This window comes from Shewanella sp. Choline-02u-19, assembly GCF_002836205.1.
In the GTDB taxonomy this organism is placed as follows: Bacteria; Pseudomonadota; Gammaproteobacteria; order Enterobacterales; family Shewanellaceae; genus Shewanella.
This window is the reverse complement of sequence record NZ_PJBE01000013.1, coordinates 2,582,872-2,601,416: the sequence shown is the minus strand read 5'-3', so window position 1 is coordinate 2,601,416 and position 18,545 is coordinate 2,582,872. Positions and strand designations below refer to the sequence as shown.

22 protein-coding genes are annotated in these 18,545 nt (G+C 43.5%); 20 read left to right on the top strand and 2 right to left on the bottom strand.

Translation table 11 applies throughout. The features are described 5' to 3' along the window. Window positions 1-142: 142 nt before the first annotated feature. The 7 genes from CXF83_RS18000 to CXF83_RS17970 all read left to right on the top strand — a co-directional run bounded on the left by CXF83_RS18000 (window position 143) and on the right by CXF83_RS17970 (window position 5,464). Window positions 143-943: a sulfite exporter TauE/SafE family protein gene (locus tag CXF83_RS18000; RefSeq protein ID WP_101090495.1), complete on the top strand. Its 801-nt coding sequence runs from the start codon at window positions 143-145 to the stop codon at window positions 941-943. A gap of 79 nt (window positions 944-1,022) precedes the next feature. Then, a complete protein-coding gene (locus CXF83_RS17995; RefSeq protein ID WP_101090494.1) occupies window positions 1,023-1,874 on the top strand; it encodes a thymidylate synthase in 852 nt (283 codons plus the stop codon). A gap of 323 nt (window positions 1,875-2,197) precedes the next feature. Further along, window positions 2,198-3,373, top strand: coding sequence for a Na+/H+ antiporter NhaA (gene nhaA, locus CXF83_RS17990; RefSeq protein WP_101090493.1), 1,176 nt, complete (start codon window positions 2,198-2,200; stop codon window positions 3,371-3,373). Further along, window positions 3,370-3,753 (top strand): hypothetical protein, encoded by a 384-nt coding sequence (locus CXF83_RS17985; protein WP_101090492.1) that lies wholly within the window; start codon window positions 3,370-3,372, stop codon window positions 3,751-3,753. Before nhaA ends, CXF83_RS17985 begins: the two co-directional genes overlap by 4 nt. Window positions 3,754-3,817: 64 nt before the next feature. Beyond that, complete coding sequence (gene nhaR / locus CXF83_RS17980) at window positions 3,818-4,726, top strand: transcriptional activator NhaR (protein ID WP_101090491.1); 909 nt, start codon at window positions 3,818-3,820, stop codon at window positions 4,724-4,726. 80 nt (window positions 4,727-4,806) lie between these two features. After that, window positions 4,807-5,058, top strand: coding sequence for an FAD assembly factor SdhE (locus tag CXF83_RS17975; RefSeq protein WP_232775204.1), 252 nt, complete (start codon window positions 4,807-4,809; stop codon window positions 5,056-5,058). Beyond that, entirely contained in the window at window positions 5,039-5,464 is a 426-nt protein-coding gene (locus CXF83_RS17970) for a protein YgfX (protein ID WP_101090490.1), read from the top strand. Before CXF83_RS17975 ends, CXF83_RS17970 begins: the two co-directional genes overlap by 20 nt. Window positions 5,465-5,480: 16 nt before the next feature. Here CXF83_RS17970 and nadB read toward each other — a convergent pair whose 3' ends face one another. Continuing rightward, on the bottom strand, window positions 5,481-7,091 hold the full coding sequence (nadB, locus tag CXF83_RS17965; protein WP_101090489.1) for an L-aspartate oxidase: 1,611 nt from the start codon (window positions 7,089-7,091) through the stop codon (window positions 5,481-5,483). Between the two features lie 451 nt (window positions 7,092-7,542). Here nadB and rpoE point away from each other — a divergent pair, with 451 nt between their 5' ends. From rpoE to era, 8 genes are all read left to right on the top strand, one after another. Beyond that, a complete protein-coding gene (gene rpoE, locus CXF83_RS17960) occupies window positions 7,543-8,121 on the top strand; it encodes an RNA polymerase sigma factor RpoE (RefSeq protein ID WP_101090488.1) in 579 nt (192 codons plus the stop codon). A 25-nt stretch (window positions 8,122-8,146) separates the two neighbouring features. Next, entirely contained in the window at window positions 8,147-8,743 is a 597-nt protein-coding gene (locus tag CXF83_RS17955; protein WP_101090487.1) for a sigma-E factor negative regulatory protein, read from the top strand. 12 nt (window positions 8,744-8,755) lie between these two features. Beyond that, a complete protein-coding gene (locus tag CXF83_RS17950) occupies window positions 8,756-9,688 on the top strand; it encodes a MucB/RseB C-terminal domain-containing protein (protein ID WP_101090486.1) in 933 nt (310 codons plus the stop codon). Window positions 9,689-9,700: 12 nt separating this feature from the next. Further along, window positions 9,701-10,165, top strand: coding sequence for a SoxR reducing system RseC family protein (locus CXF83_RS17945; RefSeq protein WP_101090485.1), 465 nt, complete (start codon window positions 9,701-9,703; stop codon window positions 10,163-10,165). A gap of 132 nt (window positions 10,166-10,297) precedes the next feature. Continuing rightward, a complete protein-coding gene (lepA, locus tag CXF83_RS17940; protein WP_101090484.1) occupies window positions 10,298-12,088 on the top strand; it encodes a translation elongation factor 4 in 1,791 nt (596 codons plus the stop codon). A gap of 137 nt (window positions 12,089-12,225) precedes the next feature. Beyond that, complete coding sequence (gene lepB, locus CXF83_RS17935) at window positions 12,226-13,143, top strand: signal peptidase I (protein ID WP_101090483.1); 918 nt, start codon at window positions 12,226-12,228, stop codon at window positions 13,141-13,143. Window position 13,144: 1 nt separating this feature from the next. Further along, window positions 13,145-13,822, top strand: a complete 678-nt coding sequence (rnc, locus tag CXF83_RS17930; protein WP_101090482.1) for a ribonuclease III — start codon at window positions 13,145-13,147, stop codon at window positions 13,820-13,822. After that, window positions 13,819-14,811 carry a GTPase Era gene (era, locus tag CXF83_RS17925; RefSeq protein ID WP_101090481.1) on the top strand — a complete coding sequence of 331 codons (993 nt, stop codon included), beginning with the start codon at window positions 13,819-13,821 and terminating at the stop codon, window positions 14,809-14,811. The genes rnc and era overlap by 4 nt, the downstream gene beginning before the upstream one ends. 98 nt (window positions 14,812-14,909) lie before the next feature. On the opposite strand, the gene CXF83_RS17920 is transcribed toward era, so the two are convergent. After that, entirely contained in the window at window positions 14,910-15,077 is a 168-nt protein-coding gene (locus CXF83_RS17920) for a hypothetical protein (RefSeq protein WP_198553552.1), read from the bottom strand. 51 nt (window positions 15,078-15,128) lie between these two features. Between CXF83_RS17920 and recO the strand changes: the two genes are divergently transcribed. The 5 genes from recO (at window position 15,129) to CXF83_RS17895 (ending at window position 18,507) form a co-directional block, all read left to right on the top strand. Beyond that, window positions 15,129-15,842, top strand: a complete 714-nt coding sequence (gene recO / locus CXF83_RS17915) for a DNA repair protein RecO (protein ID WP_101090479.1) — start codon at window positions 15,129-15,131, stop codon at window positions 15,840-15,842. A gap of 103 nt (window positions 15,843-15,945) precedes the next feature. After that, window positions 15,946-16,683 (top strand): pyridoxine 5'-phosphate synthase, encoded by a 738-nt coding sequence (gene pdxJ / locus CXF83_RS17910; RefSeq protein ID WP_101090478.1) that lies wholly within the window; start codon window positions 15,946-15,948, stop codon window positions 16,681-16,683. 98 nt (window positions 16,684-16,781) lie between these two features. Then, window positions 16,782-17,177: a holo-ACP synthase gene (acpS, locus tag CXF83_RS17905; protein WP_101090477.1), complete on the top strand. Its 396-nt coding sequence runs from the start codon at window positions 16,782-16,784 to the stop codon at window positions 17,175-17,177. 72 nt (window positions 17,178-17,249) lie between these two features. Further along, a complete protein-coding gene (locus CXF83_RS17900; protein ID WP_232775140.1) occupies window positions 17,250-17,543 on the top strand; it encodes a hypothetical protein in 294 nt (97 codons plus the stop codon). A gap of 424 nt (window positions 17,544-17,967) precedes the next feature. Continuing rightward, window positions 17,968-18,507 carry an Mpo1 family 2-hydroxy fatty acid dioxygenase gene (locus CXF83_RS17895; RefSeq protein WP_101090476.1) on the top strand — a complete coding sequence of 180 codons (540 nt, stop codon included), beginning with the start codon at window positions 17,968-17,970 and terminating at the stop codon, window positions 18,505-18,507. The last annotated feature ends 38 nt before the right edge of the window (window positions 18,508-18,545 follow it).

The following is an 18,545-nucleotide window of genomic DNA, read 5'->3' as shown; positions in this document are numbered from 1 at the left end:
CCAATGCAAAGCAGAAGTGGAATGCTTGAGCGCTTTCCACGGAATGAACAGATACTTAATACAATTGGTATGATTAGCTATTAACTAACTCAGCCTATTGCTTTAAGCTTGTGGCACAATCGAATATTTTAAGGGTATTAGCGTGGAAAGCTGGCTTTTTATATTTAGTATATGTCTTGTGCTTGGTGCTGTTATTGGCTTCATGGCGGGGTTATTAGGTATTGGTGGTGGGCTAATAGCGGTACCAGCGCTATTGCATATATTACCCAAAGTAGGGGTTCCAGCTGAACATCTGCCACATGTTGCGATAGCAACATCACTTGCTGCCATTATTCTTACATCACTGTCTTCTGCTCGTGCTCACCATAAACGCGAAAACATTCCTTGGCAGCTTTTTAGAACCATGCTTCCAGGATTTGTCCTTGGCGCGATCTGCTCAGGTTTTATTTCTGAATTGATTGCCGCAAATCTGTTACAGCAAATCTTTGCTGTTTTTGTCATGTTGATGGCAGTTCAAATGGCTTTCCCAATCAGACCGAACTCTAATCGTGCAATGCCTAGCACTACGGCTCTCTTTTTTGCTGCGGTAATGATAGCGCTCATCGCTGGATTGATGGGAATTGGTGGTGGTGTATTACTGATCCCATTCCTGACTTGGTGTGGGTTGCAGATGCGTTATGCTATTGGCTTTTCATCAGCAACAGGTTTGCTCATCGCACTCTTTGGTAGCATTGGCTATACATTAGCTGGCTGGAATGTTGCTTCATTACCAGAAGGGACGTTAGGCTTTATCTATCTCCCTGCCTTACTTGGTATTGTAACGACATCGATGTTAATTGCACCATTAGGTGCCAAGGCCGCGACCAATTGGCCAACCGCTAAGTTGAAAAAAATATTTGCAGTCTTTTTGGCCTTTGTTGGTTTAAAGCTGGTACTCACTTAATGCGACTCCAAAATGAGAGTCGCTTGTCATTGTAATCAAACCGACTTCAAATCGGTCTTTGTTTTATAGGTAAATTTTCATGAAACAGTATTTAGAACTTTGTCAAAGGATCATTGATGAAGGCACATGGGTTGAGAATAGTCGTACCGGTAAACGGTGTCTTACTGTGATCAATGCTGACTTGGTTTACCACGTAGATAAGAACGAATTCCCGTTAATTACCACACGAAAGAGTTTCTGGAAAGCAGCGATTGCGGAGATGCTGGGCTACATTCGTGGCTATAACAACGCGGCAGATTTTCGTAGTATTGGAGCCAAAACTTGGGATGCTAATGCTAACGATAATCAGGCGTGGCTTGATAACCCATACCGTAAAGGAACTGACGATATGGGACGGGTATACGGCGTCCAAGGTCGAAGTTGGAATAAACCTGACGGTGGCTCAATAGATCAATTGCGTAAGATAGTCGATAACTTGTCTAAAGGCATTGATGATAGAGGCGAGATACTCAGCTTTTATAATCCAGGCGAGTTTCATATGGGATGTTTAAGACCTTGTATGCACACGCATAATTTTTCATTACTGGGTGATACTTTGCATCTGACCAGCTTTCAACGCTCTTGTGATGTGCCGCTTGGGCTGAATTTTAATCAAGTACAAGTGTTTACACTCTTGGCGTTAATTGCGCAGATTACCGGTTTTAAAGCGGGTACTGCTTATCACAAAATAGTAAATGCGCACATTTATGAAGATCAGTTAGAGCTGATGCAAAATGTGCAGTTAACGCGCAGTCCATTTGCATCACCGAAGTTATCTATTAACCCTGATATTAAGTCGTTAGAAGATTTGGAGACATGGGTAACAATGGCTGATTTTGAAGTGACAGGTTATGAGCATCACGAGGGTATCAAATACCCATTTTCTGTCTAATTCACGCTTTATTGACTCGCTTTGGTCGATATTTTCGAGGCGAGTCAGTTTGTAACACTGAATGTTTAGTCAGCATTTCAGCAGAAAAAGTTGTACTGCATAGATAGTTTACTCATTTCATCACTTTAAATGGCGTATTTTCAAAATAATATGCGTTAATTACTTCCTCATCTTTCATTATCTACTTTCCTAATTGATATTTAGTCATCTCAGGCTTACACTGGATACTTCGGATATTCCGATGTATTAAGCTGACGCAAACGAATATTCAGATCGTATGTAATCGGCTACACTCGTTACATTGAGATTTTATGGAGCGTAATATGGAACGGGCTATTAGGAATTTTTTAAGCCAAGAGTCAGCAGGCGGCATTCTTTTGATGATTGCTGTTGTGCTAGCAATGATTTTAGCAAACTCGCCTTTAGCGGGAATGTATCAGGGTTTTCTTGATACCGAGATGCAAGTGCGTGTCGGCAGTTTAGATATTGATAAAACATTAATTCACTGGATTAATGATGGCCTTATGGCGCTTTTCTTTATGCTTATTGGTTTAGAAGTGAAAAGAGAGCTGCTAGAAGGGGCATTATCGAGTCGAGCACAGGCTTCATTACCTACCTTTGCAGCAATCGGTGGCATGGTTTTCCCTGCCGCAGTATATCTCATCTTTAATTACTCTGACCCTATTACGCAAGTGGGTTGGGCTATTCCTGCTGCGACTGATATCGCTTTTGCATTGGGGATAATGGCGCTTTTAGGCAGTCGAGTTCCAGTTTCTTTAAAAGTGTTTTTGTTAGCGTTAGCCATTATCGATGATTTAGGCGTCGTTGTTATTATCGCACTGTTCTATAGCACTGACTTATCAACCATAAGTTTGTTGATTGCGGCTGCGGCAATTGTTGGTCTGGTAGGGCTTAACCGTAAGGGGATTACTGCGCTTGGTCCCTACGGTGTATTAGGCATGATTTTGTGGATCGCGGTGTTGAAATCTGGAGTGCATGCCACTTTAGCAGGTGTGATCATTGCTTTTTGTATTCCGCTGCGCGCTAAAGATGGTTCATCACCATCAGAAAGTTTAGAACATGGTTTACACCCGTGGAGTACATTCATCATCTTGCCAATCTTTGCTTTCGCTAACGCAGGCGTCGACTTAGGAGGTATGAGCTTAAGTTCATTGCTATCGCCAGTACCATTAGGGATCGCACTCGGTCTGCTTATCGGTAAGCCATTGGGTATTATGTTATTTAGTGTTCTTGCGGTAAAACTCAAGCTAGCTGTTTTGCCTGATGGCGTCGGTTGGAAGCAGATAATGCCGGTGGCAGTGATGTGTGGTATTGGTTTTACAATGTCTATGTTTATCTCCTCGCTTGCCTTTGTTGGTGAAGGGCAGATGTATGGTGATTATGCGAGACTGGGCATTCTGTTAGGTTCATTTGCCTCGGCAACAATAGGATACTTTTGGTTATCTAGCGTGTTGCCTAAGAAAGGAGAGAAAGCATGAGAATAGTCCTATTAACACTGGTATTAGCATTGGGTTTTAGCACTACTGCTTCAGCGTCACAAATTGATGCCTGCAATGAAGATATAAAAGATTTTCATTGCCAGAATTATCTTGAAGGTATCGTTGATGGTGCCCTTATGTTTAAAGGTGCGGCAGTTGGTGAGCGTTTGGAGTCCAATGATTATGAATCGCGCGCGCTCAAATATAGAGGTGGTAAACGTTTTCAAGAAGCAAACCGGACCTTCTGTCAAAACCGGATCCCTGATAGAGATGAGTTAGTCGCAGGACTGGCTGAAGCGTTTAGCGTCGGCAAGATTGAAAATACGGAAGATTTGTCAACGGCGATGTTTGGTCTTATGGACTGCCAACGTTTAAAGTAGCTCAATAGCATTATGGGGTGACTTTGTAGTCACCCCATTTGCGTATTAACAATGGCATTTTTATATGGCAAATCTTAACTATAACCATCTGTACTATTTTTGGATGATCCAAAAGCAAGGCTCTGTTGCGAAAGCCGCTGAGGCATTATGCTTAACACCGCAAACAGTGACAGGTCAGATCCGAGTGCTGGAGAGCAGCCTTAAAGGTAGCCTATTCAAGCGCGTAGGCAGGTCATTAGAGCCTACTGAACTTGGTGAACTGGTATTTCGTTACGCAGATAAAATGTTTAGCCTTAGCTATGAAATGCTCGATCTGCTGAACTATCAGAAAGACGACAACATACGGTTTGAAGTGGGGATTGCTGCAGCGCTGTCAAAAGCACTAACGAGCCGGGTACTATTGTCAGTGGTTCCTAGTGATGGTTCGATGCATTTAGCCTGTTACGAGGCTACGCATGAAAGCTTAATGGAGCGACTTAGGGCCCATAAGTTGGATATGATTTTATCTGATTGCGCGGGTGAAAGCCTTAAATATCCAGAGATACTCTCTAAACAGTTAGGGGAGTGTGGTATTGCTTTTTTCTCTGCTGAGACGCATTCAAAACCCTTTCCTGAGTGTTTAGAGCAAGGCAAGCTACTCATACCCAGTAGAGGGACCTCGTTAGGACAGCAACTCGTGCGCTGGTTTGATGAGAAAAATCTAAATATCAGCATATTAGGTGAGTTTGATGATGCGGCTATGATGAAAGCCTTTGGGTTTTTTAAGCAAGGCATATTCGTGGCGCCATCAATATACAAGCAAGATATTTTAGCCCATGGGATGACGCTGCTTGGCGAAACGACCGATATTAAAGAGGTGTATCACGTGATGTTTGCTGAACGCATGATCCAACACCCAGCGGTGAAGCGTTTATTGAGTACCGATTTTTCAGAACTCTTTGCCGGCAAAGATGTAAAAGTTCAGCAACTATAACCATCCTATTTTCCTAAAGGCCATTTGGGTATACACTAACGGCATTGTAAAAGAGTGGAGTAATAAACTTGTCAGAATCAATGCCAGAACCCATGAAAATAGCTAGAGTTAGATGGGCTTGTCGTAGAGGCATGTTAGAGCTAGATGTGTTGTTACAGCCTTTTGTTGAGCTGCATTATGAAGCGATGTCTAATGCTGACAAAGATATTTTTGTAAAGCTTTTAGAGTCTGAAGACCCAGAGCTTTTTGCGTGGTTTATGGGACATGAAATCTGTAAAGATCCTGAATTCGCTGAGATGATTATTAGAGTTCGTGGTCGCCCAGCAGCATAGTTTTTATCTTTCCAGTTCTTTCGGCCAACGACTCTCGTTGGTCGTTATTGCAAGTATCTGTTTAATTTCCTTCCTGATTTGGCCCTATGGTGAATCAATCACTTATCTTTTGAGCAAATCACTGCTATTTACCCTGTGTATCGCTTACTTTAGTTGGCAGTTTTGGCAATTAAAACACTGGTCTTGTCAGTTTGTATTATCAGCAGAAGGCAATGGCCGGCTTAATCAGCAGCAGTGTTTTGTGCTCAAAGGTAAACCTATAGTGACTCCGTTTGCGGTGATGTTTGATATCCAATGTGACACTAAGGTCAAGAGACTGGTGGTATGGGCTGATATGTTGAACGACACAAACTATCGCCATTTGTGTCGTCTGCTACTGCAATCTTACCAAAGCCAGATTAACTAGCACTTGTTACACTTTACTATTTGGGCTGCAATATAGTCGGTTTAGGTGACGGGTCTTTATTCGGATGATCAATGTTGTAGTGCAAGCCACGGCTCTCTTTTCGCTCCATTGCGCTGCGGATGATGAGTTCGGCAACTTGGACAAGATTACGTAACTCTAGCAGGTTATTACTGACTCTAAAGTTGCTGTAATACTCTTGGATCTCTTGTTGTAGCATGGCGCAACGTCTTAAGGCACGCTCTAAACGTTTATCAGAGCGAACGATACCAACATAATCCCACATAAATAGCCGGAGTTCATGCCAGTTATGCGCGATAACAACCTCTTCATCTGAATTTGATACTTGGCTTTCATCCCAAGCGGGAAGTGTTCCCGGCATGGGGATTTTTCCAAGCTGGCTTTCAATATCTTCAGCTGCAGCTCTGGCAAAAACAAGACATTCAAGTAATGAATTACTGGCAAGACGATTGGCCCCGTGTAGCCCGGTATAGGCGACTTCGCCGATGGCATATAAACCATTTAAATCTGTCTGACCGTGTAAATCAGTCATAACGCCACCGCAGGTATAGTGCGCGGCAGGCACGACAGGGATTGGGTCAGTGGTAATATCGATACCAAACTCAAGGCAGCGCTTATAGATGGTAGGGAAATGCTTAATAACGAAATCTGCCGGCTTGTGAGTAATGTCTAAATACACACAATCTGCGCCTAAACGTTTCATCTCATAGTCTATTGTGCGAGCGACGATATCACGCGGTGCGAGCTCGGCTCTTTCGTCAAACTCAGGCATAAAGCGGCTGCCATCTGGACGGCGTAAAAATGCGCCTTCGCCTCTTAAGGCTTCTGTCATCAAAAAGTTGCGCGCATCGGCGTGATATAAGCAGGTTGGGTGAAACTGATTAAATTCCATATTGGCAACACGGCAGCCTGAACGCCAAGCCATAGCAATGCCATCGCCAGATGCGACATCGGGGTTTGAGGTGTATTGGTATACTTTAGAACAACCTCCCGTCGCTAATGCGACAAACCGTGCTTTGATTGTTTCTACCTGCTCTAAGTCACGATTCCAGACATAAGCACCTTGTACTCGATTGCCTGGGCGGTTTAATTTTCGAGTGGTGATTAAATCAATAGCGTTGTAACGTTCTAGTACTTGAATATTGGGGTGACGGCTTGCTTGCTCTTGAAGTGTGATTTGCACTTCTTTACCTGTGGCATCTGCTGCGTGCAAAATACGTCGATGGCTATGACCACCTTCACGCGTTAAATGATACGGCGCCTCTTCTGGACTACCATCGACAGTTTCTTCTTTATCAAAGGCAACACCACAGTCAATTAGCCATTGCATGGCTGATTTGGCATTTTCAGCGGTAAATTTAACCACTGGCTCATCACAAAGCCCTGCTCCAGCGACTAAAGTGTCGGCAACATGAGACTCAATAGTGTCATCTTCATCGAAAACAGAGGCTATACCGCCCTGGGCGTAATAGGTAGAACCTTCACTGAGAGGGCCTTTGGAAAGTAAAATAACCTTCGATTTTTCAGCAAGATGTAGAGCTAAAGTAAGACCGGCAGCACCACTGCCAATAACCAAAAGGTCAGATTGGTGTTCAACTACTTGTTTCATCAGGTATCATAGAGTGATCGGGGAGTTCGGACTATGTTAAACCAAGAAGTCTCATATGGATACTTATCAAGGGTCCATTTCTGTTTGGTTTAGATTTTACACTCATTATATATGTGTTGCGTAAGGTGCATATTGTTACAAACCCCGGTGATAAACATGCTGGTATCAGTGGCTTAAATTGGTAAGGTATGGTTGATTCGAATATGGGAGAAGGCATATTGAGTGTCAGTATGCTGATGATAAGAAACTGACTGTCTGAACAAGCCGTGGATGAAAGCGATTTGTTAGCCTGATATTAGGCTGTAAATAGGATATTAGTAGCTTCCCCTGAAAAGAAAATGACATCTTTGCAAATTTTTATAGAACTTTTTTGAAACTCGCTAGTCTACATAAGTGAATATGATTCGAGCGGCTGAGAAATCAGTATTAGATTTAGGAGTAGTCGGCTCGGATGAGTGGACAAATAAGTGATCAACAGTTAGTTGAGCGCGTACAGCGTGGTGATAAGAACGCTTTTAACCTTTTGGTACAAAAATATCAAAACAAGGTCGCAAATCTGATATCGCGATATGTGCGAAATCAGGCAGACGTTGCAGATGTGTCGCAAGAAGCTTTTATTAAAGCATATCGAGCGTTACCGAACTTTAGGGGCGAGAGTGCGTTTTACACGTGGTTGTATCGCATTGCAGTTAATACTGCAAAGAATCATCTGGTCGCACAAGGGCGTCGAACGCCTGCGAATGATATCGATGCTGAAGAAGCCGAGTATTATGATGGTAGTGACGCGTTAAAGGAGTTTGCATCTCCTGAACGGTTACTCTTGTCTGAAGAGATTCAAAAGGTCGTTTTCGACACTTTAGACACATTGCCAGAAGAATTGAAGATGGCAATCTCACTAAGAGAACTTGATGGTATGAGTTACGAAGAGATTGCTAATGTCATGGATTGCCCTGTAGGCACTGTAAGATCTCGGATCTTCAGAGCGCGAGAGGCAATCGATAAAAAGCTTAAGCCGTTGCTAGAACGCTAGCATCCTTGATAGAGATAGGTGAAAAATGGATAGATTAGGTCAGGAATGGGTCTCTGCTGCAGTCGATGGTGAACTCGACGAGCAAATGTTAGCTGAGTTAGCGGCTGACACAGATTCACATGAACAGTGGCGTGATTATCATATGATTGGTGATGCGATGCGTGGTGAATTGCCACAAACAATATCAGTTGATCTCAGTGCCAGTATTATGGCTGCTATTGATGACGAGCCTGCAATTGTAGCTCCTAAACAATCGACAGTTAAAACCAAGCCTGCAACCAGTAACGTTGTGCCATTTTTCAAACAATTTGGCCAATATGCGATTGCGGCAACGGTTGCTATGGTGGCAGTGGTTGGTGTCCAAAATTACAATCAAGAAACGTTACTGGATAACTCACCATTACCTGTATTGAGTACTCGCCCATTAATGGGTAGTGCATCGCCGGTGAGCCTGCAAACGGGTGCCGTTCAGCAAAACCAGAGCTATACAAATGAGCAAGTTGTAGACCAGCGTCGTCGTATCAATGCCTATATTCAAGATCATATGTTACAACAGAGATTGAATAATGGTGTGAATATAGAGGACAATGGCGAGGTAGATACAATACCTGTCAATCAGTAACAAGGAGCTCGCTTGCGTCTAATCCTATTGGCTATCTTAGCCATAAGTCTTCCCGCGATGGCGCAGGAAGACATACCCGCCAAAGCTTGGCTAGAAAATATGAGCCAAGCGCTGCGTGAACAAGAATTCAAAATATCCCTTATCCAAATTCAAGCCGATCATATTCGTCCATTGGTGTATATCCATGGCAAAGTTGATGGTCAAGAAGTGGCATTTTTAGAGCATCTCAATGGACCACCCAAAAATGCGGTGCGTGTTGGTAATACCGTTACATTCATTGAGCATGATCAACCCGCTTATAGCGTCCACGCTAATCGCATTCAAGGTGTTATTCCTGCAGCCTTTGCTGACGATGTCTCTAAGCTTGAAGCGGGGTATAAGTTTGTATTGGGTGGCCGTAGCCGAATAGCCGGAAGACCTGGGCAATTAGTGCGCATTATACCTAATGATACTAATCGTTACGGTTATCAGGTCTGGTTGGATATGGACACCTATTTACCGTTACGATTCGATATGATTAATGATGACAAACAGCTCTTGGAGCAGCTTTTAGTGGTTGAGCTCCTGGTGTTGGAAGATGTTCCTTCGATATTGAAAGAGGCACACAAGCAAGAATGGCCTGCCGTTATGGCGCAGTCAGAGCGTGCCACTGGCGAAGATTGGAAATTCGGCTGGTTGCCTGAAGGCTTTAAAATCCTCGTAAAAGATCAACATCGATTAATTGGCAGTAAAGATGCGGTTGAATATATTGCTATTAGTGATGGTTTAGCCAGTATTTCTGTCTATGTCGCCAAAGCGGGTGATGCGCCGCTACCCGATGAACTTGTCACCCGAAATGGTTTATCATTTGCCACTGAGCGTGTTGGTAATGCAGAGGTTGTTGCTGTGGGGAAAGTACCTGCGGAAACACTGAGCCGTATTGCCAAGAGCATTATGCTGCAATAAGGAGTTTTGGGGATGATGGAAGAGATTGCCAAAGTTATTGCTAATAACAACTCTGGCTGGGTCGTTGTAGAGGTAGAGATGAAGAGTGCCTGTAATCACTGTGAAAGTGGGGATTCCTGTGGCACTTCTGCAGTCGCAAAAGCCTTTTCTTCAAAAGTTCAGCGTTTTTCGATTCAAACTGAACGTGTTTTAGCTAAAGGGGAGCGTTTAAAGCTTGGCCTTCCTGAAAGCGTTATTCTAAAAGCGGCCTTATTAGTTTATATGCTGCCATTAATGGGTTTCTTTATTGGCGCTTATAGTGGCAACGTTTTAGCGACTGCTGTTGATGTCAATCAAGACCTGTTATCGATAATAGGGGCGCTGATTGGAGGCGTAAGTGCTTGGGCTGTAGGAAAGAAGTTTGCTAAAGCGCTAGAGGAAAAGGCACTGCCAATCATCATTAAATCGCTTGGCACACCGATAGATATAGCGCAATAACCGCAGTTACGTAGCCGCGGGTTTAATATTCCATTGTAAAATCATTTTAAAAATTGGTATTAAAGCCGCAATCGGGTACAATTCTGCACCTTAAAAATTGTTTTTCAACTTCGAGTTTAGTCATCCCGCATAATGAAGCATATTAGAAACTTTTCGATTATTGCCCATATTGACCATGGCAAATCAACACTCTCAGATCGCCTTATCCAAGATTGCGGTGGTTTATCCGATCGTGAAATGGCTTCCCAGGTTTTAGATTCAATGGATCTAGAACGTGAGCGCGGTATTACTATTAAAGCGCAAAGCGTGACTTTGGATTATAAGGCTAATGATGGTGAAACTTACCAACTCAACTTTATTGATACACCAGGTCACGTCGATTTCTCTTATGAGGTGTCACGTTCCTTAGCGGCTTGTGAAGGCGCGTTATTGGTCGTTGACGCAGGACAGGGGGTTGAAGCACAAACCGTCGCCAACTGTTATACCGCCTTAGAGATGAAATTGGACGTTGTCCCTGTCTTAAACAAAATCGATTTGCCACAAGCTGATCCCGAGCGCGTTGCAGAAGAGATTGAAGATATTGTTGGTATTGAAGCTGCTGATGCCGTGCGCTGCTCCGCTAAAACGGGTGTAGGTATTGCTGAAGTACTTGAGGTCATCGTGGCACAGATTCCGCCACCTGAAGGCGATCCAGATGCACCTCTTCAAGCTTTGATCATCGACTCATGGTTTGATAGCTATTTAGGTGTCGTTTCACTTGTTCGTATTAAGCACGGCAAGCTGAAAAAAGGCGACAAGTTTAAAGTCATGTCTACGGGGCAAAACCATACGGCTGACCGAGTGGGTATATTTACCCCTAAACAGACCGATACTGACGCGCTCAATACGGGTGAAGTTGGTTTTGTTATCGCCGGCATTAAAGAGATCCATGGCGCTCCGGTTGGTGATACGCTGACGCTTGCCAAAAATGGTGCACTTGAGCCATTACCCGGATTTAAGAAAGTTAAGCCTCAGGTTTACGCGGGTGTTTTCCCTATATCGACTGACGATTACGAAAGCTTTCGTGATGCATTGAACAAGCTAAGCCTCAATGATGCTTCGTTGTTCTTTGAGCCTGAAACATCATCTGCGCTTGGTTTTGGTTTCCGCATCGGCTTCTTGGGTTTACTCCATATGGAGATTGTCCAAGAGCGTTTAGAGCGTGAGTACGACCTAGATTTGATCACCACAGCACCTACGGTAGTTTATGAGGTGATTGGTACTAAAGGCGAGACGATTTACGTTGATAACCCGTCTGATTTGCCTGCAATTAACAACATCGAAGAGATGCGTGAACCTATCGTAGAAACCAATATTTTGGTTCCTAAAGAGTACTTGGGTAACGTTATTACTTTATGTGTTGAAAAACGTGGCATGCAGACCAACATGGTTTATCACGGTAACCAAGTGGCAATCACCTACGACATGCCAATGGCTGAAGTGGTCATGGACTTCTTTGACCGTTTAAAATCAACCAGTCGTGGTTATGCTTCACTTGAATACAATTTTAGCCGCTTTGAGCCTGCAGATATGGTTCGCCTTGATATCTTGATCAATGGTGACAGAGTTGATGCATTAGCGATGATCACCCATAAAGGTAGTGTTCGTCAGCGCGGTCTTGCTCTGGTTGATAAGATGAAAGAGCTTATCCCTAGACAGATGTTCGATATTGCAATTCAGGCTGCTATTGGTAGTCAGATTATTGCGCGTTCATCTATTAAGGCTTTACGTAAAGATGTTACCGCTAAATGTTATGGTGGCGATATTTCGCGTAAGAAGAAGCTGTTGCAGAAGCAAAAAGACGGTAAGAAACGCATGAAACAAGTGGGTAACGTTGAAGTACCACAAGAAGCGTTTTTAGCAGTGTTAAAACTTAATGATTAAGTTAATCGATTAAGATTTGTTAATATATCGCTAGAGTTTGCGCCGCAGTTTGCGGCGCTTTCATTACTGGCGTATAACCTTAGTGACAGCGGTATTTTCATCGCTACCCAATTATGTTCGGCAGGAGTTAATTAATAATGGCAGCCTATTTTTCTCTTATTTTAGTCTTTGTCACGCTAGGCAGTGGTCTAGTTTGGATGGCGGATGCGCTTTTATTTGCGCCTAAGCGTCGTGAGAAGTTGGCAATGGCTCAAGCTGCAGAAGTTGATCTAAATGAAGACAGTATTGAAGTTATCATGCGCGAGTCAGCGTTTGTTGAAACGGCAAAGTCAATCTTCCCCGTGATTGCGTTCGTACTTATTCTACGCTCTTTTATTTATGAGCCATTTCAGATCCCATCAGGCTCAATGATGCCGACATTATTAGTCGGTGACTTTATTCTGGTAGAGAAGTTTAGTTACGGGATTAAAGATCCTGTATGGCGCTCAACCCTAAAGGAAACGGGTAAGCCTGAACGTGGAGATGTGGCGGTATTCAAGTACCCTGAAAATCCAAAAATCGACTATATCAAGCGTATTGTTGGTTTGCCTGGCGATAGAATTGTATACCGTAATAAACAACTTTCTATCCAACCTGCTTGTGCTGAAGGTCAAAGTCCTTGTCCTGAATTAAAAGTGGTTGAGCGTGTTTCGGTTAACCGTGGCGAGTTTTCGCAAGATGGTACGCCATTATTGCGTTATAAAGAGCAGCTTGGTGATGTTACTCATGACATCTTAATTAACCCGTCTCGACCAGACATGATTAATTACTATCATCGCCAAGAGAACGTACCGTTAACTGAATTTATTGTTCCAGAAGGACAGTATTTTGCAATGGGCGATAACCGCGACAACAGTACAGACAGTCGTTTCTGGGGCTTTGTACCCGAACAAAACTTAGTCGGTAAAGCGGTCGCTATTTGGATTAGTTTTGAATTTGACAGAACGGCTGCTGACTTATTGCCAGCTTGGATCCCAACAGGGGTACGTTTTAACCGTGTAGGCGGAATTGTGTAATATGGAACCGATTAAAAATATCCCTAGACTATGCCGTACTTTAGGTTATGTGTTTGCAGACCAAGCATTCTTAGATCAGGCGCTAACACATCGAAGTGCGTCTAATAAGCATAATGAACGACTTGAGTTTTTAGGTGATTCAATACTTTCAATTGTGATTTCTGATGCGCTATATCATCAGTTTCCTAAAGCAACTGAAGGCGATTTAAGCCGCATGAGAGCGACATTAGTCTGCGGGAAAATGCTCGCAGAAATTGCTATTGAGTTTAAGCTCGGCGATTACCTAAAGCTTGGCCCAGGCGAACTCAAAAGTGGCGGTTTTAGACGAGAATCTATTTTAGCCGATGCGGTAGAAGCCATTATTGGTGCTATCTATCTTGATTCAGAAATCGAGAATTGCCGAAGGCTAGTCCTTAATTGGTATGCATCGCGTTTGGACATTATCGAGCCGATTAACCAGAAAGATCCAAAGACTTTGCTTCAAGAGCATTTGCAGAAGTTCAGAAAACCACTGCCTATTTATAAAGTCGTCCATACTGAAGGGGATGCTCACGAGCAAACCTTTACCGTTGAATGTGTTGTAGAAGACTTGAAACAAGCCGTTGCTGGGGTTGCTAGTTCACGCCGAAAAGCAGAACAAAGTGCAGCCGCTCAAGTGTTGGAGTTAATAAAGAAATGAGTAACAACAAAGATTTACCAGAGAGCAATGAGCCGAGTTTAGATGACTTACTCGCACAGATGAATAACCCTTCATCAGCGGTTAAGTATGCAGTGACTTATTGCGGTATGGTGGCGATAGTAGGGCGACCAAATGTTGGTAAATCGACTTTGCTTAACAAACTGTTAGGCCAAAAAGTCAGTATTACCTCTAAAAAGCCTCAAACGACTAGACACCGTATTATGGGAATTCATACTGACGGTCCACGACAGGTGGTATTTATTGATACCCCCGGTTTGCACATGGAAGAGAAGCGCGCCATTAACCGTTTAATGAACCGTGCTGCCGCCAGCTCGCTTGCCGAAGTCGCCTTAGTTATCTTTGTGGTGGACGGCATGACTTGGACCGCTGATGACGACATGGTACTGCGTAAATTACAGAGCCGTGACGATGGCCGTAAAACAATATTAGCCATCAATAAAGTGGATAATATTAAAGATAAAAAAGCACTGTTCCCGTATCTGCAAGAGTTAGCTAAAAAGTTTGATTTTGATGAAATTCTGCCTATATCGGCGACTCAAGGCACCAACGTACAACGTATCTTGGATATGTCAGTTGAGGTTGTGCCGGAGTCTCCACATTTCTTCCCTGAAGATTATGTGACGGACCGTTCGCAAAAGTTTATGGCATCAGAAATCGTTCGTGAAAAACTCATGCGTTTTTTAGGTGACGAACTGCCTTACGATTGTACGGTTGAGATTGAGCAGTTTAAGATGATGGAAAACGGCGTTTACCAGATCAACGCATTAGTCTTGGTTGAGCGTGAAACGCAAAAGCGGATGGTGATTGGTAATAAAGGCGAGCGTATTAAGACCATCAGTTCTGCCGCCCGTGTTGATATGGAAACCCTGTTTGATAATAAGGTTTTCTTAGAGATGTGGGTTAAGGTCAAATCAGGCTGGGCTGATGATGAACGCGCATTGCGTAGCTTAGGCTACGGCGACGAGTAATCATTTACTTCGCTTGACAATAATGCCTCTTTTTAGCAATAAGAAGAGGCATTTTTATACCTATCCTTATTGAATCGTGATTAACTCACTACAGTCGGTTAAAGCCGATAGAGCCGGGTAAAGCCGATAGAGCCGATACAGCCGATAAAGCCGATAAAGCCGATAAAGCCGATAGAGCCGATACAGCCGATAAAGCCGATAGAGCCGATACAGCCGATAAAACCGATACAACTGATACAACTGATACAACTGATAAAATGACACATGCTATGATGTTTTGTTGTTTTAATGCATTTACCCTTTAGGATTTAATCATTATGGAGCGTGGATACGTTCTTCATACTCGACCCTTTCGCGAGTCTAGTGTACTCGTTAATCTATTGGTTGATGGTAAAGGTCGTGTTGACGCTGTGGCACGACTAGGAGGCGCAAAAAATTCAATCCGCAGCATAGTGCAGCCCTTCCAGCCAATCATTTTTCAATTGCAGGGCAAGTCGGATTTAAAGAATTTAAAGCAAGTTGAAGCGGCTAGTCCAGCAGTGCCGTTAAGCGGTGATTGTTTATATTCAGGTCTCTATCTTAACGAGTTGCTTATCCGCTGCCTAACCGTGCAGCACAGTGCCGAGGATCTATTTTTTAATTATCATCAAACACTCATCGCAATGGCAAAAGGGTTTGACCAAATCCAGTTGCGTTATTTTGAATTAGCATTGCTGCAAGAGTTAGGCACGATGCCATCGCTCGAAAATGATCCGTCGGGGGCGTTCATTACGGCCAGTGGCTTCTACCGTTTGGATATGGAACATGGCTTTATGCCCGTCGTTGCGACAGCGTTTAATCAACACAAATTCTTTACCGGCGCAATGTTAGTCGCGCTCAAGGATCAATCCCTATCAGCCCAACATTCAACGGAAGCCAAGAAGCTGATGCGACAGCTATTAGCACCTACCCTGGGCGATAAACCATTGCACTCACGCAGCTTGTTTATCAAGAAACGTGCAAATTCAGGCAACACTGTCCGGAAAGGGTAATCTTGGCTAATTCAATGGCGTAACGACCAGCCCCTCGCTAGCTAAACGTTAAATCTCCCAGTACAATAGCCTTTTTATATTGTTGTCTATTTAAGGAATACACATGAGCCGGATCCTACTGGGCGTTAACATTGACCACATTGCTACGCTACGCCAAGCTCGCGGTACAAACTATCCTGATCCTGTTCATGCTGCCGCCGTCGCCGAACATGCTGGCGCTGAAGGTATTACCATCCATTTGCGTGAAGATCGCCGTCATATCATCGACAGAGATGTATATACGTTAGCGAAAACCTTAAAGACGCGCATGAACTTCGAGATGGCTGTCACCGATGAGATGCTTGATATTGCTTGCGATATTAAGCCTGCTTACGTTTGCCTAGTGCCAGAGAAACGTGAGGAGCTTACAACCGAAGGTGGTCTTGATGTTGCGGGCCAGCAAGACAAAATTGCAGCTGCTGTAGCACGTTTGACTCAAGAGGGCATTAAGGTCTCTTTGTTTATTGATGCAGATACCACTCAAATTGACGCGGCTGTTGCCGTTGGTGCTCCCGTGATTGAGATCCATACGGGTTGTTACGCAGACGCACTAACGGATGCCGATACCGCAACTGAACTTAGCCGTATCAGCGAGATGGCAACTTATGCCCATGGTAAAGGTTTAGTGGTTAATGCGGGTCATGGTTTGCATTACCATAACGTTAAGCCTATTGCCGCGATCCCTGAGCTTTACGAGCTTAATATCGGTCATTCGATTATCGCTCGCGCTGCTATCGATGGATTAGCGACGGCCGTACGTGATATGAAGCAGTTAATGGTCGAAGGTCGTCGAGGCGAGTAAAGGTTTTTAAAGCTGCTTTTAAAGCTGCTTTTAAAGCCGAGCGTAGCACTGAGCTATTCTCGGCTTTTGTTTAACTATCAGCGAGTGTTGAGGGATTTATGATTGTTGGCTTAGGTACAGACATTGTTGAGATTGCGCGTATCGAAGCGCGAGTCCCCAAAGCGGGAGAACAAGAGTTACACAATAACCGTCTCGCCAAAAGAGTACTCACGCCGACAGAGCATGCCTTGTTTGTTGATTCATCTAACCCCGGTCGCTATCTGGCTAAGCGCTTTGCTGCGAAAGAAGCCGCAGCCAAAGCACTAGGAACAGGCATAGGCCGTGGTGTGTCATTTCAACATATAGCGATCAGCAATAATGATAATGGCGCCCCTATCGTCACTTTTACTGCGGGTGCTGCTGATAGGCTCGCTGAGCTGGGCGGCGTGAGAGGGCATTTGTCTATTGCAGATGAGCAGCACTATGCCACGGCAACGGTAATTTTAGAGTCTTAGTTGCAAGGTCATTATTGAGCGCTAAGTATTGTTTAGCAAGATGATGCATTGAATAAGGCCCGGATAGACAAAATGATCGAGAATAAATTAATACTGAGTTTGTTTATTATCGCCACACCAATATTACAAATAATTGGGCCTATGTATCTGATTGAGGTCGATAGAATTGATCATGAAGGTATTGCTACGGGGTTAGCGTTTTTATTCACTTGTATTTTGTGGGTAGTAACGGTATTTGTTGCAAGCTTAATCGTCGGTAAATTCGCATTTAAAAAATGGCGTTATGGGCTAGCTGCAAATATCCCCTTATTTGGTGCTGCACTGGTTATGTTGAGCAGTATGGCTGATAGTGGTGCTTTTTCTTGATGTTATATTTCAGCAGTCTTACAGATAGCTAACCTTATTAAACTCCGCTTAACCAACGTCGTGGAATTCAATCATAAACTTGGGCAAGGAACATTGCTCGTCTGATCTGAATAGATTCATATATGCCGTGGTAGCTTAATGCCAAGGAGCGGGCTTCTCCTGCAGGTTTCCCCCAAGACGCTCTTACTAAGTTACATACATTTATACTGGCGTGTATTATAGATAGATGACTAATGCATCCGATGAGATCTTTAGTACATCACTTCAATGGAAATAGGCTTGCTGCACTTTTTGAGATCAAACTTACAAAGACTTGATATCCGGGCTGAATATTTGCTCTATTAATCGTGGGTAAAATCCTTTAGGTTAAAGATAAGTTAAATAATAACTATAATGAGACTTGATCAAGTATGGAGACACTAAGATGAAATCCGCCGCTGAGCAGTTATCGACCTATAAAAGCGTGCATTTAAATCCGAGTAATATAAAGACGCATTTCTTTGGTGTACCGCTTATCATCTGGTCCGCTTTTGTCGGTTTTAACCTTATTCCAATCAACTTTGTGGTGTTTGACGATCCAGCCATTAGCTTTAATGTGGCCACCATTTTTGCAGTCATTGTTTTAGCTTACTATTTTATGTTGCATGCAAAGTTAGCTATCGGCTTAACCTTGTTTATCATTCCAGTGCTCTACACCTCGAGTGTCGTTGCTCGATATGATGGCGCTGGTTATATCGCGATTGCGACGTTTATTGTGGGATGGATTATTCAGTTTATCGGCCACAAATATGAGAAAGCTAAACCCGCTTTTGTTGATGACCTTAATCAATTACTCATAGGGCCATTCTTTTTGATGGCTGAAGTGTATTTTAAGTTGGGTTTAGAAAAAGATTTATTAGCTGAAATAACCCCTATTGCACGAGATAAACGCAGAGCGATTGAAGCAGCAAAAAAGGTAAAGTAGCATAATGGCAATCGTTACAAAAAAACGCTAATCAATGA

Bases quoted from the DNA above. Each gene is read 5' to 3' on its own strand.
- CXF83_RS17995 (WP_101090494.1), top strand. From the start codon at position 1,023: ATGAAACAGTATTTAGAACTTTGTCAAAGGATCATTGATGAAGGCACA.
- nhaA (WP_101090493.1), top strand. From the start codon at position 2,198: ATGGAACGGGCTATTAGGAATTTTTTAAGCCAAGAGTCAGCAGGCGGC.
- CXF83_RS17985 (WP_101090492.1), top strand. From the start codon at position 3,370: ATGAGAATAGTCCTATTAACACTGGTATTAGCATTGGGTTTTAGCACT.
- nhaR (WP_101090491.1), top strand. From the start codon at position 3,818: ATGGCAAATCTTAACTATAACCATCTGTACTATTTTTGGATGATCCAA.
- CXF83_RS17975 (WP_232775204.1), top strand. From the start codon at position 4,807: ATGCCAGAACCCATGAAAATAGCTAGAGTTAGATGGGCTTGTCGTAGA.
- nadB (WP_101090489.1), bottom strand. From the start codon at position 7,091: ATGAAACAAGTAGTTGAACACCAATCTGACCTTTTGGTTATTGGCAGT.
- rpoE (WP_101090488.1), top strand. From the start codon at position 7,543: ATGAGTGGACAAATAAGTGATCAACAGTTAGTTGAGCGCGTACAGCGT.
- CXF83_RS17955 (WP_101090487.1), top strand. From the start codon at position 8,147: ATGGATAGATTAGGTCAGGAATGGGTCTCTGCTGCAGTCGATGGTGAA.
- CXF83_RS17945 (WP_101090485.1), top strand. From the start codon at position 9,701: ATGATGGAAGAGATTGCCAAAGTTATTGCTAATAACAACTCTGGCTGG.
- lepA (WP_101090484.1), top strand. From the start codon at position 10,298: ATGAAGCATATTAGAAACTTTTCGATTATTGCCCATATTGACCATGGC.
- lepB (WP_101090483.1), top strand. From the start codon at position 12,226: ATGGCAGCCTATTTTTCTCTTATTTTAGTCTTTGTCACGCTAGGCAGT.
- rnc (WP_101090482.1), top strand. From the start codon at position 13,145: ATGGAACCGATTAAAAATATCCCTAGACTATGCCGTACTTTAGGTTAT.
- era (WP_101090481.1), top strand. From the start codon at position 13,819: ATGAGTAACAACAAAGATTTACCAGAGAGCAATGAGCCGAGTTTAGAT.
- CXF83_RS17920 (WP_198553552.1), bottom strand. From the start codon at position 15,077: ATGTGTCATTTTATCAGTTGTATCAGTTGTATCAGTTGTATCGGTTTT.
- recO (WP_101090479.1), top strand. From the start codon at position 15,129: ATGGAGCGTGGATACGTTCTTCATACTCGACCCTTTCGCGAGTCTAGT.
- pdxJ (WP_101090478.1), top strand. From the start codon at position 15,946: ATGAGCCGGATCCTACTGGGCGTTAACATTGACCACATTGCTACGCTA.
- acpS (WP_101090477.1), top strand. From the start codon at position 16,782: ATGATTGTTGGCTTAGGTACAGACATTGTTGAGATTGCGCGTATCGAA.
- CXF83_RS17900 (WP_232775140.1), top strand. From the start codon at position 17,250: ATGATCGAGAATAAATTAATACTGAGTTTGTTTATTATCGCCACACCA.
- CXF83_RS17895 (WP_101090476.1), top strand. From the start codon at position 17,968: ATGAAATCCGCCGCTGAGCAGTTATCGACCTATAAAAGCGTGCATTTA.